This window comes from Actinomycetospora sp. NBRC 106375, assembly GCF_030269665.1.
In the GTDB taxonomy this organism is placed as follows: domain Bacteria; phylum Actinomycetota; class Actinomycetes; order Mycobacteriales; family Pseudonocardiaceae; genus Actinomycetospora.
The window spans coordinates 146,928-161,432 of the sequence record NZ_BSTS01000001.1; the positions used below are offsets into that span (position 1 = coordinate 146,928).

At 75.8% G+C, this 14,505-nt stretch carries 15 protein-coding genes; 7 read left to right on the forward strand and 8 right to left on the reverse strand.

Translation table 11 applies throughout. From position 1 onward, the window contains the following. Window positions 1-34: 34 nt before the first annotated feature. Genes QSK03_RS00735 through QSK03_RS00745 form a run of 3 tightly spaced genes read right to left on the reverse strand, consistent with a single transcriptional unit; the run spans window position 35 to window position 3,305 of the window. Window positions 35-1,216, reverse strand: a complete 1,182-nt coding sequence (locus QSK03_RS00735) for a DUF4350 domain-containing protein (RefSeq protein WP_285648042.1) — start codon at window positions 1,214-1,216, stop codon at window positions 35-37. Continuing rightward, window positions 1,213-1,863 (reverse strand): DUF4129 domain-containing protein, encoded by a 651-nt coding sequence (locus QSK03_RS00740; RefSeq protein WP_285648043.1) that lies wholly within the window; start codon window positions 1,861-1,863, stop codon window positions 1,213-1,215. Before QSK03_RS00740 ends, QSK03_RS00735 begins: the two co-directional genes overlap by 4 nt. Before the next feature lie 11 nt (window positions 1,864-1,874). Next, window positions 1,875-3,305 carry a DUF7847 domain-containing protein gene (locus QSK03_RS00745; RefSeq protein WP_285648044.1) on the reverse strand — a complete coding sequence of 477 codons (1,431 nt, stop codon included), beginning with the start codon at window positions 3,303-3,305 and terminating at the stop codon, window positions 1,875-1,877. A gap of 115 nt (window positions 3,306-3,420) precedes the next feature. Between QSK03_RS00745 and QSK03_RS00750 the strand changes: the two genes are divergently transcribed. Both QSK03_RS00750 and QSK03_RS00755 read left to right on the forward strand, forming a co-directional pair. After that, the gene (locus tag QSK03_RS00750; RefSeq protein WP_285648045.1) at window positions 3,421-4,011 is read left to right on the forward strand and encodes a putative glycolipid-binding domain-containing protein; all 591 of its coding nucleotides are present in this window, start codon (window positions 3,421-3,423) and stop codon (window positions 4,009-4,011) included. 13 nt (window positions 4,012-4,024) lie between these two features. After that, window positions 4,025-4,693, forward strand: a complete 669-nt coding sequence (locus QSK03_RS00755; protein WP_285648046.1) for a TVP38/TMEM64 family protein — start codon at window positions 4,025-4,027, stop codon at window positions 4,691-4,693. A gap of 4 nt (window positions 4,694-4,697) precedes the next feature. Here the strand turns inward: QSK03_RS00755 and QSK03_RS00760 are convergent, their stop codons facing one another. Together QSK03_RS00760 and QSK03_RS00765 are read right to left on the reverse strand one after the other, a co-directional pair. After that, window positions 4,698-4,985: a hypothetical protein gene (locus QSK03_RS00760; protein ID WP_285648047.1), complete on the reverse strand. Its 288-nt coding sequence runs from the start codon at window positions 4,983-4,985 to the stop codon at window positions 4,698-4,700. 141 nt (window positions 4,986-5,126) lie between these two features. Continuing rightward, window positions 5,127-6,650 carry an FAD-dependent oxidoreductase gene (locus QSK03_RS00765; protein WP_285648048.1) on the reverse strand — a complete coding sequence of 508 codons (1,524 nt, stop codon included), beginning with the start codon at window positions 6,648-6,650 and terminating at the stop codon, window positions 5,127-5,129. Window positions 6,651-6,743: 93 nt separating this feature from the next. Here QSK03_RS00765 and QSK03_RS00770 point away from each other — a divergent pair, with 93 nt between their 5' ends. From QSK03_RS00770 to QSK03_RS00780, 3 genes are read left to right on the forward strand one after another with little or no spacing between them, the layout of a single operon-like run. Further along, window positions 6,744-7,442, forward strand: coding sequence for a ThuA domain-containing protein (locus tag QSK03_RS00770; protein ID WP_285648049.1), 699 nt, complete (start codon window positions 6,744-6,746; stop codon window positions 7,440-7,442). Beyond that, window positions 7,435-8,235, forward strand: coding sequence for a sugar phosphate isomerase/epimerase family protein (locus tag QSK03_RS00775; RefSeq protein ID WP_285648050.1), 801 nt, complete (start codon window positions 7,435-7,437; stop codon window positions 8,233-8,235). Before QSK03_RS00770 ends, QSK03_RS00775 begins: the two co-directional genes overlap by 8 nt. After that, complete coding sequence (locus QSK03_RS00780; RefSeq protein ID WP_285648051.1) at window positions 8,235-8,993, forward strand: SDR family NAD(P)-dependent oxidoreductase; 759 nt, start codon at window positions 8,235-8,237, stop codon at window positions 8,991-8,993. The genes QSK03_RS00775 and QSK03_RS00780 overlap by 1 nt, the downstream gene beginning before the upstream one ends. Window positions 8,994-9,000: 7 nt before the next feature. On the opposite strand, the gene QSK03_RS00785 is transcribed toward QSK03_RS00780, so the two are convergent. Next, window positions 9,001-9,876, reverse strand: a complete 876-nt coding sequence (locus QSK03_RS00785) for a TrmB family transcriptional regulator (RefSeq protein WP_285648052.1) — start codon at window positions 9,874-9,876, stop codon at window positions 9,001-9,003. 17 nt (window positions 9,877-9,893) lie between these two features. Further along, window positions 9,894-10,682, reverse strand: a complete 789-nt coding sequence (locus QSK03_RS00790; RefSeq protein WP_285648053.1) for an SDR family NAD(P)-dependent oxidoreductase — start codon at window positions 10,680-10,682, stop codon at window positions 9,894-9,896. A gap of 121 nt (window positions 10,683-10,803) precedes the next feature. Between QSK03_RS00790 and QSK03_RS00795 the strand changes: the two genes are divergently transcribed. Together QSK03_RS00795 and QSK03_RS00800 are read left to right on the forward strand one after the other, a co-directional pair. Beyond that, window positions 10,804-12,183 carry a metal-dependent hydrolase family protein gene (locus QSK03_RS00795; RefSeq protein WP_285648054.1) on the forward strand — a complete coding sequence of 460 codons (1,380 nt, stop codon included), beginning with the start codon at window positions 10,804-10,806 and terminating at the stop codon, window positions 12,181-12,183. Then, complete coding sequence (locus QSK03_RS00800) at window positions 12,176-13,207, forward strand: amidohydrolase family protein (RefSeq protein WP_285648055.1); 1,032 nt, start codon at window positions 12,176-12,178, stop codon at window positions 13,205-13,207. Before QSK03_RS00795 ends, QSK03_RS00800 begins: the two co-directional genes overlap by 8 nt. On the opposite strand, the gene QSK03_RS00805 is transcribed toward QSK03_RS00800, so the two are convergent. Beyond that, complete coding sequence (locus QSK03_RS00805; protein WP_285648056.1) at window positions 13,176-14,492, reverse strand: MFS transporter; 1,317 nt, start codon at window positions 14,490-14,492, stop codon at window positions 13,176-13,178. The two genes, QSK03_RS00800 and QSK03_RS00805, sit on opposite strands and share 32 nt — an antisense overlap. Window positions 14,493-14,505 lie beyond the last annotated feature (13 nt).

Genomic DNA, 14,505 nt, shown 5'->3' on the forward strand with positions numbered 1-14,505 from the left:
CGGTGTTCCCCGGAGGACCTCACCCGCCCGGGGCCTACCGCACCGCGTCGCCCAGGCGGTCGAGGTCGCCCGCGAGCGCGACGAGCGAGGGGTCGTCCGGGGGCGGCGGTCCGGCCAGGAGCGCGCCGACGGCGGCCGGCGGCCACCCCGTCCGGCCCGCGGCGGCGTCGACCAGGGGGCCGACACCGGCGCCGCGCGGGACGCCGAGCCGGGTGGCGAGGTCGCGCCGGACGTCGGAGCGCAGCGCCTCGGCGGCACGGTCGCGGGCGCCCGCCCGGCGGTAGAGCCGGGCCCGCCCCCGCACGGTCTCGCCGGCGGGCACCACCACGGGCAGGTCCTCGGTGACCACGGGGCCGAGCCGGCGTCCGCGCCAGAGGGCGACGGCCAGGCCCGCGACGAGCAGTTGGACCGGACCCCAGACCCACCCCGGCGGCAGGAGCTCGGACGCCCCGCGCTCCTGGCCGGGCTCGGCCGGCGGGGGCACCGGCAGGTACCAGAGCAGGTCGGGGTGCGCGCCGAGCAGGCCCAGGGTGAGCGCCGCGTTGCCGCGCTCGTCGAGGACGTCGTTGGTGAAGGGGGTGGCGTCGCCGACGACGGTGACGGTCCGGCCGTGGACGCCGAGCTCGACCAGCGACGCCGCCCCGGTCGGGCTGCCGGTCGGGTAGCAGCGCTGCGCTCCCGGCGGCACGGTCGGGTCCAGCGTGTAGGCCCCGCCCTCGAGGTCGACGGGCCCGGCGCGCAGGGCGGCGGGCAGCGCGCAGGCCGGGTCGACGGGCTCGGGGAGCTCGATCGGCTCGGCGCGCACACCCGGGGCCAGCGCGGCCAGGGTGGCCTCGTCGGGGCGCACGAGCACGAGGTCGGCGCCGGACGCGGCGAGGGCGTCGCGCTGCCGGGTGCTCATCCGCTCCGGCGCGGCGACGAGCACGGTGCGGCCGGGGGCCGCGGTGGCGGCGTCGAGGTCGGTCACCGGCTCGACGCGGACCCCCTGGCCCTCGAGCACCCGGGCCAGGGCCATCGCGCCGTCGGGCGAGGCGGAGTCCGGACGCATGGCGCCGGTGCGGGTCGGGGTGGCGAGGACGGCGACGAGCAGCGCCCCGAGCAGCACCAGCGCCCCGATCAGCACCGGGCCCCGCCAGCGGACGAGCGGTCGCGGCGCCGACGTCTCCGGGGTCTCCGCCGGTGCTGACGTCGCCGGGGTCTCCGGGGTCGCCGTCACGGGGCGGCCACGGCCCGCGTCGCCGCCACCTCGCGGTCGGCGGCCCGCAGGCGGGCGTCGGCGTCCTCGTCGGCGGGGCGGCCGCCGTAGACGGTCTCGTCGAAGATCCGGGCGGCGTCGCGCAGCGTGTCGGCGACGGCCGGCAGGGCCCGTCCGCCCTCCCGGGCCGCGTCGCCCGCGGTCCGTCCCCGGCGGGGCTCGAGGATCGTGCGCTCCTCCAGCGACCGCACGATCGCGCGCATCCGCTCCCGGACGGCGTCGTCCCACCGGCGCGCGGCGGCGTGGCCGTCGGCGAGGCGGCGGTGCTCGTCGGCCGTGCGCACGGCGTCCCCGAGGACGGCGCCGGGCACCGCGGCGGACCGCTCGAGCCTGCCGAACCGCCGCCGCACCACCAGGACCACGACGACCAGCAGCACGAGCAGCACCACGAGGCCCCAGGCCCCGCCGGGCGAGACCCCCGACGCGGCGCGCAGCAGGTCGTCGAGCCGGCGGGCCAGCCACTGCAGCGACGCCTGCACGGGATCGGGCGCGGCGTCGCGGTAGAGCTGCCGCGCGAGCTCTTCGCGGGCGAGCTCGCGGGCCGGGTCCGCGCCGAGGTCGATCGGGACCGCGCCCGGGGCGACGGGCCCGTCCGGCGGCGCGGGCACGGGCTGCACCGTCAGCGCCCGCCCGCGGCGGCGCGCTGCAGCTCGATGTCGAAGCCCTCCCGGCGCATGCGCTGGTCGACGTAGAGCAGCCCGGTGACCCCGGACTGGAACGGCGTCGTCAGCGTGTAACCGATGATTGCCCCGAGGGCCGTGAGCAGCAGGACCGGCAGCGACGTCGTCGCGGCGGCCGGGTTGGCGGAGCCACCGGCGAGCAGGGTGCCGACGAGCTGGAACGGCGCGGTGATCACGCCGGCGATGACGAACGCGATGAGGCCGCCGAGCAGCTGGATACCGAACACCGGCCAGAACCGCCCGCGCACGAGGAACCACGAGCGCCGCAGCGCCTCGGTGACCCCGATCCCCTCGAGGACGTAGGCGGGAGTGGCCAGCGACAGCGACACCGAGATCCAGATCGCGACGACGATCGCGGCGATGACGCCGAGGGCGATGACGACCCCGCCGAGCGTGCCGTCGACGAGGAGAAGGAGCAGGCCCGGCACGGTGCCGATCACCACGAGCCCGACGGCGATGAGGGCGACGAGCAGGGACACGCCGATGACGCCCGGGATCCGCGGGCGGGCCGCGCGCCACACCTCGCCGGCCTCGACCGGGGAGCCGAGCACCGACCGGCTGATCGTGACCATGAGGATGCCCGTCAGCACGGCGACGGCGATGATCGTGACGATCGTGGTGACGACGCCGGTGATGCCGGTGCCGGCCAGCAGGCTCGTGAGCTGCGCGAGGTCCGGCGTGGTGCCCGCCTGCGTCGTCGACCGCAGCACGAACACCTGCAGGACCGTCGCGAGGGCCTGGGTGATCACCGCGACCACGGCCGACGTGCCGAGCACGACCCGGGGGTGCGCGCGGATGTAGCCCAGTGCGCCGTCGAGGATCTCGCCGAGACCGAGGGGCCGCAGCGGGACGATGCCGGGCTTCGGGGCGCGCGGCGGCATCCCGAATCCGCCGGGGAAGCCCCCGGGAGCGCCACCGCCGTACGGGGCCCCGGGCGGCGGCTGCTGCCCGTAGCCCGGCGCGCCGCCGTAGGTGGGACCGGGCGGACCGCCGGGCGCGGGGTGCCCGAAGCCACCGGCTCCCGCGGGTCCGGGCTGCTGGCCTCCGTGCGGGGGACCTCCGTGGGGTGGGGCTCCGTAGGCCGGGCCTCCGGGTTGCTGACCCGCCGCCTGCCCGGTTCCGGCGTCGGAGCCCGCGCCCGGGTCCCAGGCCGGCACGGTCGTGGGGCCGGGGGTGCCGTGCGGTGGCGTGGGCTCGTCGCCGGGGACGTCCGAGGCCGCGGTCTGCTGCCCGGCGGGGCGCTCGACGGCCTGGTCCGGGGCATGCGGCCCGGTGGTCTCCGCGGCCTTCTCCGAGCCCGTGTCCGGAGTCCTCTCCTCGTGCTCTCCCCCGGACCCGTCCCCCGACGCCGGACCACTCACCTCGGGCACGCTCCCCTCTCCGCGTCGGTGTCCCCCACGCCGGAGGAGATGACGTCGCGATCGTCCCACGCGTGTCCTCGTGGCACGCGCGGGTCGCCGCCGGGGTGTCTGCCACGATCACGCCGTGGCCCTGAACGCGGCGCTGTGGCGGCGGCTCGACGTCTCCGACGGTCTCGCCCACGGCGCGCTCTCCGACTTCGTCCCCGACGCGTCGCACCCCGACGGCGCCTACCTGCTCGACGGCTCGGCCGTGATGCGCGACGGCGCCGGCGTGTGGTCGCTGCGGTTCTCCGTCGTCGCCGACCGGACCTGGCTCACCCGCACGGTCTTCGTCGAGGTGCTCGGCGACGACGGGCTGGAGCGCGTCACCCTGTCGGTGGACGCCCTCGGTGAGTGGACCCTCGACGGGCGGCCGTGGCCGGAGCTGCGCGGCTGCACCGACGTCGACGTCTCGGCGACCCCGCTGACCAACGCACTGCCGGTGCGCCGCCTCGGGCTGCCGGTGGGCGGGGAGGCGGCGATCGACGTCGCCTGGCTCGACGTGCCGTCGCTCGCGGTGCACCGCGTGCGCCAGGTCTACCGCCGCGGGCCCGACGACGCCCGGGGCCTCGCGACCTACACCTACGCCGACCCGACCTACGGCGAGTTCGCGCTCACGGTCGACCCCCTGGGCCTCGTGGTGGCGTATCAGGGCCTGTTCTCGCGGGTCGCCTGAGTACCCTCGATCGGTGTCCGACCCGCGGCGTCCGCCCGGCCGCGCCCACTGGGTGGTGCTCGCGGTCGTGCTGCTGGCGCTGGTCGTGCTCGCGCTGACGGTGCCGCTGCCGACGCCGCTGGAGCTGCGCGACCGGGTGGCCGCGCTCGGGGCGTGGGCGCCCGCGGCGTTCCTCGCCCTGCACGCGGTGGTCACGGTGACCCCGGTGCCGCGGACGGCGTTCTCGCTGGCCGCGGGCCTGCTGTTCGGCCCGTGGCTGGGGCTCGGCCTCTGCCTCGTGGCCAGCACGATCTCCGCGGTGGTCGCCGTCGCGGTCGTGCGTCGCCTCGGCGGCCGGGCGGTGCGGCGCCTCGGTCCGGGCCGGGTGCGGATGCTCGAGGCGCGTCTGAGCTCGCGGGGCCTGCTCGCGGTGACCTCGACGCGGCTCGTGCCGGCGATCCCGTTCGCCCCGCTCAACTACACGTTCGGGGTCACGACGGTGCGCTGGCGCCCCTACCTGCTCGGCACCGCGATCGGTCTGGTGCCCGGCACCGCCGCGGTCGTGCTGCTGGGCGACGCCGCCACCGGGTCGTTCTCCCCGCCGATGCTGATCGTGTTCCTGGTCAGCGGCGCGATCGGGCTGGCGGGCGTGCTGCTCTGCGCCCGGGCGCCGGAGCGTCCGGGCGCCGAGCCCGCGGAGTGACGGCTCAGGGACCCGACGGCGCCGCGCTGGAGCTCGGCGCGGGCTCGGCGCCCTGCGGCGCCCCGGCGGGGGCCTGGGGCTCGTTCGGCGAGGGGCCGGGCTCGACCACCGGGTTCGGCGTGATGACGCCGGGCTGCGGTGCCGGGCCGGGCGGCGGGAAGCCCTCGGTCGAGTAGCCCGAGGGGCTGGCCGGCGAGTCCGGAGCGGGCTCGGCGGGGAAGCTGCAGGCGCTCAGGGCGGCGAGGCCCACGCCTCCGGCGAGCAGCACGGCGGCCATCCGTCGGTTCGGCACTCGGGTGTCCCTCCAGATCGTCCCGGCGCACCCCGGGGCCGCGACCCCCGTCGCCGGCGCGGGCACGGTATCGCGTCCCCGCCCGTCCCGCCCTGCTCGCCCCATGTGAGCGATCTTTGGTGTGATAGCCCGGAAGTTCGCTCACGTACGGCGGCGGGCGAGGACGCCGCGGGGCGGGATCGAGCGCATCGGTTCGGGGGCGGCGCCCTCCTCGCGCAGGACGTCGTTGGCGGCCGTGACCGCGGTGACCGCGGCGCGCTCCATGAGCGCCGACGGGACGTCGCTCGCCACCCAGTCGCCTGCCAGCCGCAGGCCGCGGGCGTCGGTGAGGACGCCGGGGCGCACGAGGTGGTAGCCGGGGTCGAAGCCCGGCGCGTTGGTGTACCGGTGGGCGTCGACGTCGAGCACGCGCAGGTCCCCCGCCTCGGGCCACAGCGCCGTGAGCTCCTCGCGCATGGCCGCCACCAGGGCGTCGAGGGACTCCCCCGCGGGGCAGGCGTAGGAGTGCAGCTCGACCACCGAGCCGCCGCGGTCCCGCGCCCACCGCGCCGCGCCGCCCTCGAGGCGGTGGAACAGGCTCACCGAGTCCAGGACCCGCTCCCGGGTGACCCCCGTGAACACCGCGCGGCCCGCGTCGACGTCGCCCTCACAGAACAGGCGGGCCACGACGTAGGGCTCGCCGCCGGGGAGACCGGCGATCCGCCGCGCGAGCCCCGGGGCCGTGGCGACGAGCTCGGGCGAGGCGGCGACGAGGTCGCGGGTGGCGGGGACGTCGGTGGCGACGACGAGGTGACGGGCGTGGCGGGCGGGCTCGCGGTCGACCTCCACGGCCCAGCCCCGAGCACCGTCCGGGCGCAGCGACACCGCCCGGGCGCGCGTCGTCACCGTCGCGCCGTGCTTCTCGAGCAGCCGCGTGAACGGCTCCCACAGGGCCGTCCGGTAGTCCTCGGTCGGGGCGTCCATGCCCAGGCCCTCGGGGTTGCCGGTGAAGTAGAAGTGGCACATCGCGAGGAACTCGGCCGCGGAGTAGCGCTGCTCGACGTTGAAGAACGAGTGCGCGAACACCTCGAAGAGCATCGCGCGGCCGCGGTCGGAGAACCCGAGCGAGTCGAGGAGCTCCTGCGCGCTGCGGTGGTCGTGCTCGGCGTACGTGCGCACCGGGTCGTAGCGCAGCATCGCGAGCGCCTCGTCCGCGTTGACGTGCCGCAGCTCGCGGAGCTTGAAGCTCGGTGAGCGCAGGACGAGCGCCGCGAGGTTGAGCAGCGGGGTGCGCGGCAGCGCGGTGAAGTCCTCGGACTCCCAGCCCACCGCGGGACGGCTCGCGATCGGGTAGCCGCCGACGTCGCGCAGGAAGCCGAGCGCCGGGTCGATCCGGCGCAGGACGTCGCGCAGCGTGTAGTACTGGCGGAAGAAGCCGTGGTAGCCGTGCTCGACGACGACCTCGCTGCCGTCGGGAAGGCGCCGGTCCCACGTGCCGAGCCGGCCGCCGAGGTGCGGCGCGGCCTCCAGCAGCTCCACCCGCACGCCGCGCTCGGCGAGCACCAGCGCGGCCGTCACGCCCGCGATCCCGCCGCCGACGACGACGGCGGTCGCGTCGGGTCCGACGCGCTGCGGGAGGTCGGGGCGGGCGACGACGTGGTGGTGGGGGCGGAACGGGCCGGACACGGACGCCGACCCTAGCCGCGGGAGCCGGGGCGGGCCGGATGTCGCGGTAGGGTCCGGCGTAGTGGTGAGAGAGCTGACGACGAGGGAGTCGCGATGCGCGCGGTGGTGCTGTCCGGCGGGTTGACCCACGACTTCCCGGCCACCACGTCCTGCCTCGTCGAGCTGCTGCGCCCGCTCGGTGTGACGGCGGAGATCCACGAGGGCGTCGAGGGGGTCGACGCGGCGCTGCTCGCCCTGCCCGGCGCGGACCTCCTCGTGGTCAACGCGCTGCGCTGGACGATGACGGGCCCCGGGGTGCCCGACCGCTACCGGCAGCAGGCCGGCGCCGAGGGTGCGAGCCCGTCGCCGGCCGCCCGGGCGGCGTTCGCGGACCACCTCGCCGGCGGTGGCGGCGTGCTCGCGATGCACACCGCGGCGCTGTGCTTCGACGACTGGCCGGCATGGCACGCAGCCCTGGGGGCACGCTGGGTGTGGGGGCACTCGCAGCACCCGCCGCTGGGGCCGGAGATCGCGGTGTCGGTGACGGGTAACGACGCCCTCGTGCACGGTGTGGACGACTTCTGCCTCGTCGACGAGGTCTACGGCGACATGGAGCTCGCCGCCGACATCGACCCGCAGCTCACCGCACCCCAGCCCGGGCCGGACGGGCGCGTCATGCCCCTGCTCTGGGCCCGCGAGCACGGCGGCGGCCGCGTCGTCTACGACGCCCTCGGCCACCACCCGCCGTCGTACACGGTGCCCGAGCACGCGGAGATCGTCACGCGGGCCGCGCGGTGGGCGCTCGGTGCCTGATCACATCCCTCCTGGCCACGCGCTGTCGCTGTCCGCCGGCTGCGTGCTCGACCTCGCCCCGGCCGAGGTCGTCGCCTGCGCGACCGCGGCCGGCTACGACCTCGCCGGTGTCCGCCTCGCCGACCCGCGGGGGCAGCGCGCCGCGGTCACCGCGGCGCTCGCGCGCGACGGGATCGGGCTGCTCGACGTCGAGGTCGTCCGGCTCGGCACCGAGCCCCTGGCCGACGCCGACCGCGCCCTGGCGGACGTCGCCGCCGACCTGGGCGCCCGGTTCCTGCTGACCGTGTCCGACACCCCCGACGAGGACGTGACGACCGCCCGGGTCGCCGAGCTTGCGGCCCGCCTGCGCGGGTCGGGGACCCGGGTCGCGCTGGAGCCGATGCGTTTCACGGGCGTCCGGACCCGGGACGCGGCCGAGCACGTCGCCCGCGCCGTCGGCGACGGGGTCACCGTGCTGCTCGACCCGCTGCACCTGCACCGCGCCGGCGACGACCTCACCCGCCCCGCCGACCCGGCGCTGACCGGGTACGCGCAGCTCACCGACCTCGCCGACCCGGCCACCGTCCCGTCCGACCCCGACGCGCTCGTCCGCGAGGCCCGTCACGACCGCGTCCCGCCGGGGCACGGCGGGCTCGACCTCGGCGGCTTCGTCGCGGGCCTGCCGGCGGGAGTCCCGCTCGCGGTCGAGGTCCAGTCCGACCGGCTGGCGGCGACCACCGCGCCCCTCGAGCGCGCCCTCCTGCTGCGGCTGGCCGCCGAGACCGTCCTCACCGCCCGAGAAGGAGCCCGCTGATGGCCCGAGCGATCGCCGGCATGTCCGTTCTCGTCACCGGAGGGGGATCGGGCATCGGCGCGACCGTCGTGGAGCGCCTGGCCGCGGCGGGTGCGCGGGTGACCGTGACGGGGCGGCGGGCCGAGAGGATCGCCGCGGTGGCGCAGCGGTCGGGCGCGCGGCCCGTCGCGGGCGACGTCACGGTCGACGCCGACCGGCGCGCGATGGTCGACGCCGCGGTCGAGCACGGGGGCGGGCTGGACGCGATCGTGCACGGCGCCGCGAACATGTACCGGGGCGCGCTCGCCGAGCTGACCGAGCAGGGACTGCACGACGTCTTCGCGTCCAACACCGTCGCGCCGATGCTGCTCACCGGCCTGGCGCTGCCGCACCTGGAGGCGTCGGGCGGGGCCGTGGTGTTCTTCGGGTCGGTGCACACCCAGCGGGCCTTCCCCGGCGCATCCCCCTACGCCGCGACGAAGGGTGCGCTCGAGACGCTGACCGGGGTGCTCGCCGCCGAGCTGGGCCCGCGCGGCGTCCGCGTCAGCTGCGTGCGTCCCGGCGGCGTGCTCACCGAGATCAACCAGCGGGCGGGGCTGTTCGACGACGCCACCGCCGCCGAGCGCATGGAGGCGCTGGGCCCGGCGCACGCGCTGGGCCGCCCCGGCACGACCGACGAGGTCGCCGAGGCCGTCGAGTACCTGCTCGGCGCGGAGTGGGTGACCGGGAACGTCCTCACCGTCGACGGCGGGCTGGGCCTCGGCGTGACGAACGCCTGAGGCGCACCTACCGTCGACGCCGGCGGGCGGGGGCCTCGTGCCCGCCGAGCTTGAGCAGCGCCGCGGGGATGCCGTGGTCGGCGCGCAGGCGCGCGATCGCGGGGTCGTTCGCCCAGAACGTCTCGAAGTCCTCGGGGGCGAGCTTCTCGGCGATGAGGTGCATGGCGATGTCGTGGCGCACGTACTCGACCGCGACGAGGACGACGGCGGGATCGTCGGTGAACACGCCCCACGCGTCGTCGCCCACGACGCCCCCGATGACGGCCTGCTCGCGGTCGGCGGCGACCACCAGCAGCCGGCAGCCCAGGTTCTCGAGGGCGACCTCCGGCGACGAGAAGCGGTGCACGGTCGTCGTCCCGACCGGCTCGGGGTCCTCGCCGAAGCTGACCACGGAGACGTCGACGCCCTCGGTCTCCGCGCGGCGGGCCGCCGCCTTGAGCGGCGTGAGCTCCGCGGGCCAGCCCGAGAGGAAGAGGTCGTTGCGGGCCGCGCCCACGACGTCCCCGGCGCGGGCGAGCAGGGAGTCGCGGTCGGTGAGGTTGTGGACGATGCGCACCTGGGGCGGCGCGGCGAGCCGGGGCAGCTCGGTGTTCAGCGCGTCCATCGAGGCGTCGAACTCGCGGCGCATCCGCTCGAGCAGCGACGCCGGCGGCAGGGACAGGTAGCCGACGCTGCCCTCGCCCGCGTGCACCTCGTAGGCGGCGCCCCGGCCGACGAGCTTGCCGAGCGTCTCGTAGACCGTGCTGCGCGGCACGCCCGAGCGCTTCGCGACCTCGTAGCCGTTCAGCGGCGTGCCGGCGGCCACCAGGGCGACGTAGGCCTTGGCCTCGTAGCCCGACATCCCGAGACGGCCGAGCTCGTCGATGACGCTCTGCTGCGACATGGCCCCATCGTTCCAGGTCAGTGCTCGGTCGGGGCGGTGGCGGGGTCGGTGGCCGCGCCGCGCGGCATGGCGTTGAGGGCGCCGCGGGTGATCCCGCCGTCGACGGCGATCGTCTGCCCGGTGATGTAGGCCGCCTTGTCGGAGCCGAGGAAGAGCACGGCCTCGGCGACGTCCTGCGCGGTGCCGAGACGCCCGAGCGGGACGCGCCCGGACCGCGCCCGGCGCGCCGCGGGGTCGGCGTTGATCGGCTCCGACATCCCGGCGTCGATGAGGCCGGGCGCGACCGCGTTCACGCGGATGCCGTGACCGCCCCACTCCAGGGCCATGTGCTCGGTGAGCTTGACGACCGCGGCCTTCGACGACGTGTACGCGCCGGCACCGGGGGCCGCGGCCAGCCCGTTGATCGAGGAGATGTTGACGACGGCACCGCCCGTGCCCTCGGCGACCATGCGCGCGGCCGCGGTGCGCGCCACGAGGAACGAGCCGGTGAGGTTGACGTCCAGCGCGGCCCGGAAGTCGGCGGCGGCGAGCTCGAGCAGGGGGCCGAAGCGGACGATGCCGGCGTTGTTCACCACCAGCGCCGGCGCGGCGGGCAACTCGGCCATCGCCGCCCGGACCGAGCTCTCGTCGGCGACGTCGACGACGTTCGGCACGCACGCCTCGCCGATCTCGGCCGACACCGCGCGCACCGCCTCGCCGTCGAGGTCCCAGGCCGCGACCCGGTAGCCCTCCTTGGCGGCGTGCCGGGCCAGGACGGCGCCGATCCCCCGACCCGCCCCGGTGATCACTGCCCACGTCGTCGTCACGGTAACGACGCTAATCGTGCTGATCGATCGCGTCCATCACCGAGCGATCGGCGGTCCGTGTGGGACACTGAGACCCAGGTACGAGCGGGAGCACCACTAGTCGTCAGCATCCTGACGGCGCATGCCCGACCCGGGAGGCGCGATGGCGAGCATCCTGATCCACGGCGGCACGGTCGTCGACGGCACCGGCGCCGCGGCGCGTCCCGGCGAGGACGTGCTGCTGCGCGACGGGCGCATCGCCGCCCTCGGCGCCGGAGCCGCCGCCGGCGCCGACGTGGCCACCGAGCGCGTCGACGCGACCGGGAAGACCGTCATGCCGGGCATCATCGACGCCCACACCCACCTCACCTTCGGCGAGCCCACCGGCAACGACGAGCTCTTCCACCACCGCACCGAGGCCTACAGCTCGATGCTCTCGGCCTACAACGCCCGCAAGGTGCTGCGTGCCGGCGTCACGAGCGTGCTCGACGCCGACTGCCTCTGGAACATCGGTTGCGAGCTCCGCGACGCGATCGAGTCCGGGATCGTCGAGGGCCCGCGGATGCGCGCGGGCGGCCAGGCGCTGATGACGATGCTGGGCGGCACGGCCGGCCGGATGATCAAAGACGAGGGCCGCACGGGCTACGCGACGGTGGTCACCGGCCGGGACGTGATGGTCAACGAGATCCGGCGGCAGATCAAGTACGGCGTCGACTGGATCAAGATCATGGTCACGGGCCTCATCCCCTCGATGAAGGGCCCCGAGGTCAAGGTCTGGAACATCGACGAGCTGCGCACCGTCTGCGACACCGCGCACGAGCTGAACACCAAGGTCGTCGCGCACTGCCGCAACTCCGACTCCACCCGCGACGCCGCCCGGGCCGGTGTCGACCTGATCTACCACGCCTCCTACCTCGACGACGAGGCCATCGAGGCCGTCGTCGAGGCCGGCGCGTCGATGTGCCCGACGTTCACGCTGCTCGGCAACCTCGCCGACTACGGCGAGAAGATCGGCACCGCGCCGGAGCTGCTGGACGTGTTCCGCGCCGAGATCGAGGTGACGGCGAAGCAGCTGACCAAGGCCCACGCCGCCGGGGTCCGCTTCCTCACCGGCTCGGAGACCGGCTTCGCGGTGACGCCGATCGGCGAGTGGCACGCCCGCGAGCTGGAGATGTTCGTCGACTACATGGGGATGACCCCGATGGAGGCGATCGTCGCCGCGACCCGCAACGGGGCGTTCGCGATGCGGATGGAGGGCCCGGACGGGGTCGGCACGCTCGAGACCGGGAAGGTCGCCGACGTGCTGGTCGTCGACGGCGACCCGTTGCGCGACGTGAAGGTCCTCCAGGACAAGCAGAGGATCGTCGAGGTGATCAAGGATGGGCGCCGCACCGACCTCGTCACGCCGATCCCGGAGCACAAGCAGCGTGCGTCCGACCAGGTCCGCTTCCTCGCCGCCTGCCCGCTGACGCGCTCGCTCGCGCTCACCGAGGAGGACCTCGAGCGCCTGTCGCATGTCTGAGCCGGGCGTGCTCGACGGCGTGCTGGACGTGCACGCCCACGCCGTCCTGCGCTCGTCCGAGGGCGCGGCGGGGGCCGCCGGACCGGAGCTCGGCACGTCCGACGACGGCCGGCCGTTCTACCGCGTCGGCGACTACGTCCTGCACGGCGTCCGGTACGAGGGCAGCCCCTTCATGGACGTCGACGTGCGCCTCGCGGCCATGGACGCGGCGGGGATCGGGCGCCAGCTGCTCTCCCCCAACCCCCTGACCTACTTCGGCGACCTTCCCGTCGACGACGCCGTCGCCTTCGCGCGCCGCCACAACGACGGGCTCGCCACCCTCGTCACGAAGCATCCCGACCGGCTCCTCGCGGCCGCCCAGCTACCCGTCCAGGACGTCGCGGCGTCGATCGCCGAGGCCCTCCGCGCGGTGCGCGACCTCGGGATGAGCGCGATCTACCTCGACACCGACCCGGCCGGGCGGACCCTCGACGACCCGGCGCTCGACGCGCTGTACGAGGCGGTCGTGGACCTCGACGTCCCGCTGTTCGTGCACCCCTCGCCGATCGGTCCCGACGGCCCGCCCGCCGACCCGCGACTGCGCCGGTTCGACCTCGACCTGCAGTGCGGCTTCGCCTACGACGAGACCCTCGCGGTCGCCGCGCTGGTCTTCGGCGGCGTGCTCGAACGGCACCCGGAGCTGGACGTCTGCCTGTCCCACGGCGGCGGCGCCGCGGCGTTCCTCGCCGGGCGCTTCGCCCGGGCGGCCCGCAAGCGACCCTGGGCCTCGGAGGCGCTGCGCGAGCACGGCTTCGAGCCCTTCTTCCGCCGTCTCTGGCTCGACGTCCACGTGCACGACGAGGGCTCGCTCGCGCTGCTCGCGGACCGGGCTGACCGGGCTCGCCTGGTGTTCGGCACCAACTTCGCCGGCTGGGACTCGGACGCCGACGACACCCCGACCGGACCGTGGGCGCAGGAGCTGACGGCCAACGCCGAGCGCCTGCTGCGGATCCCTACGGCAGTGGCTTCCTCGCCGTCTCCCTGAGCGCGAGGACCGCCGGCAGCGAGACCACCGCCAGCACCATGACGTAGTACGCGCCGACCATCGTCGAGCCGGTGACGCCCCCGAGCCAGGTCAGCAGGTAGGGCGCCGAGCCGCCGAAGAGGGCGACCGACAGGTTGTACGTGATCCCGTGGCCGCTGACCCGGACCCGGGTCGGGAAGAGCTCGACGAGGGCGGCGTTGATCACGGCGGCGTAGGCGCCGGCCAGCAGCCCGAAGAGCACCAGCCCGCAGGCGATGAGCCCGAACGTCCCCGAGGTGATGAGCAGGAAGCTGGGGTACGAGAGCACGAGCAGGCCCAGGAGGCTCGCCAGCAGCACGGTCCGCCGCCCGACCCGGTCCGAGAGCCGGGCGCCGCCCACCTCGGCGACCAGGCAGGCCGCCAGCGCGATCACCGAGGGCGCGAAGGCCTGCACGCCGGTCAGCGCCAGGCTCTTCGTGGCGAAGCTGGGGAGGTAGCCGACGATCATGTAGAACGACGAGGCGTTGGCTGCGACCAGGAAGAACGCGATCACGAGCAGGCGGCGCTGGCGGTGGCCCGCCAGGGCGGCGCGCACCGGGTTCGCGGCCCGGGCGCGCTCCTCGCGCAGCGCCAGGAAGTAGGGCGTCTCGTCGAGCCGCCGGCGGATGTAGAGACCGACGAGACCCAGCGGCAGGGCGACCACCAGCGGGATCCGCCAGCCCCAGGACTGCATCTGCTCGGTCGTCAGCATCAGCAGCAGGGCCCCGGGCAGGAGGCTCCCGAGCAGGGTCCCGACGACCGCGCCGACGGAGATCATCCCGACGAAGAAGCCGCGCCGGTCGACGGGCGCGTGCTCGGCGACGAACGAGACGGCCCCGGAGATCTCGCCGCCCGCCGAGACGCCCTGCACGAACCGCAGGAGCACGAGCAGCGCGGGCGCCGCGAGCCCGATCGCCGCGTAGCCCGGCAGCAGGCCCATCAGCGCCGTGGCCGCGGACATCAGCAGGACCGTGAGCGCGAGGGTGCGCTTGCGCCCGATCCGGTCGCCGACCGCGCCCCACACGAAGCCGCCGAGCGGGCGGGCGAAGAACGCCACGGCGAACACGGCGAGCGTCGAGAGCAGCGCCGTCGTCGGGGCGACCGACGGGAAGAACACGGCCGCGAGCGTGGTGGCGAGCACCGCGTAGACCGAGAACTCGTAGAACTCCACGAACGACCCGATGACGCCGCCCGCGAGCAGGCGCCGCAGCGCCCGCCGGGTGGTCGCGTCGTCGGGTGCCGGGAGGGCGGTCGATTCCGTGGACATCCGCGCTCCCGGA

Coding starts and splice junctions, on each gene's coding strand:
- QSK03_RS00780 (WP_285648051.1), top strand. CDS start 8,235: ATGGCCCGAGCGATCGCCGGCATGTCCGTTCTCGTCACCGGAGGGGGA.
- QSK03_RS00795 (WP_285648054.1), top strand. CDS start 10,804: ATGCCCGACCCGGGAGGCGCGATGGCGAGCATCCTGATCCACGGCGGC.
- QSK03_RS00770 (WP_285648049.1), top strand. CDS start 6,744: ATGCGCGCGGTGGTGCTGTCCGGCGGGTTGACCCACGACTTCCCGGCC.
- QSK03_RS00800 (WP_285648055.1), top strand. CDS start 12,176: ATGTCTGAGCCGGGCGTGCTCGACGGCGTGCTGGACGTGCACGCCCAC.
- QSK03_RS00805 (WP_285648056.1), bottom strand. CDS start 14,492: ATGTCCACGGAATCGACCGCCCTCCCGGCACCCGACGACGCGACCACC.
- QSK03_RS00785 (WP_285648052.1), bottom strand. CDS start 9,876: ATGTCGCAGCAGAGCGTCATCGACGAGCTCGGCCGTCTCGGGATGTCG.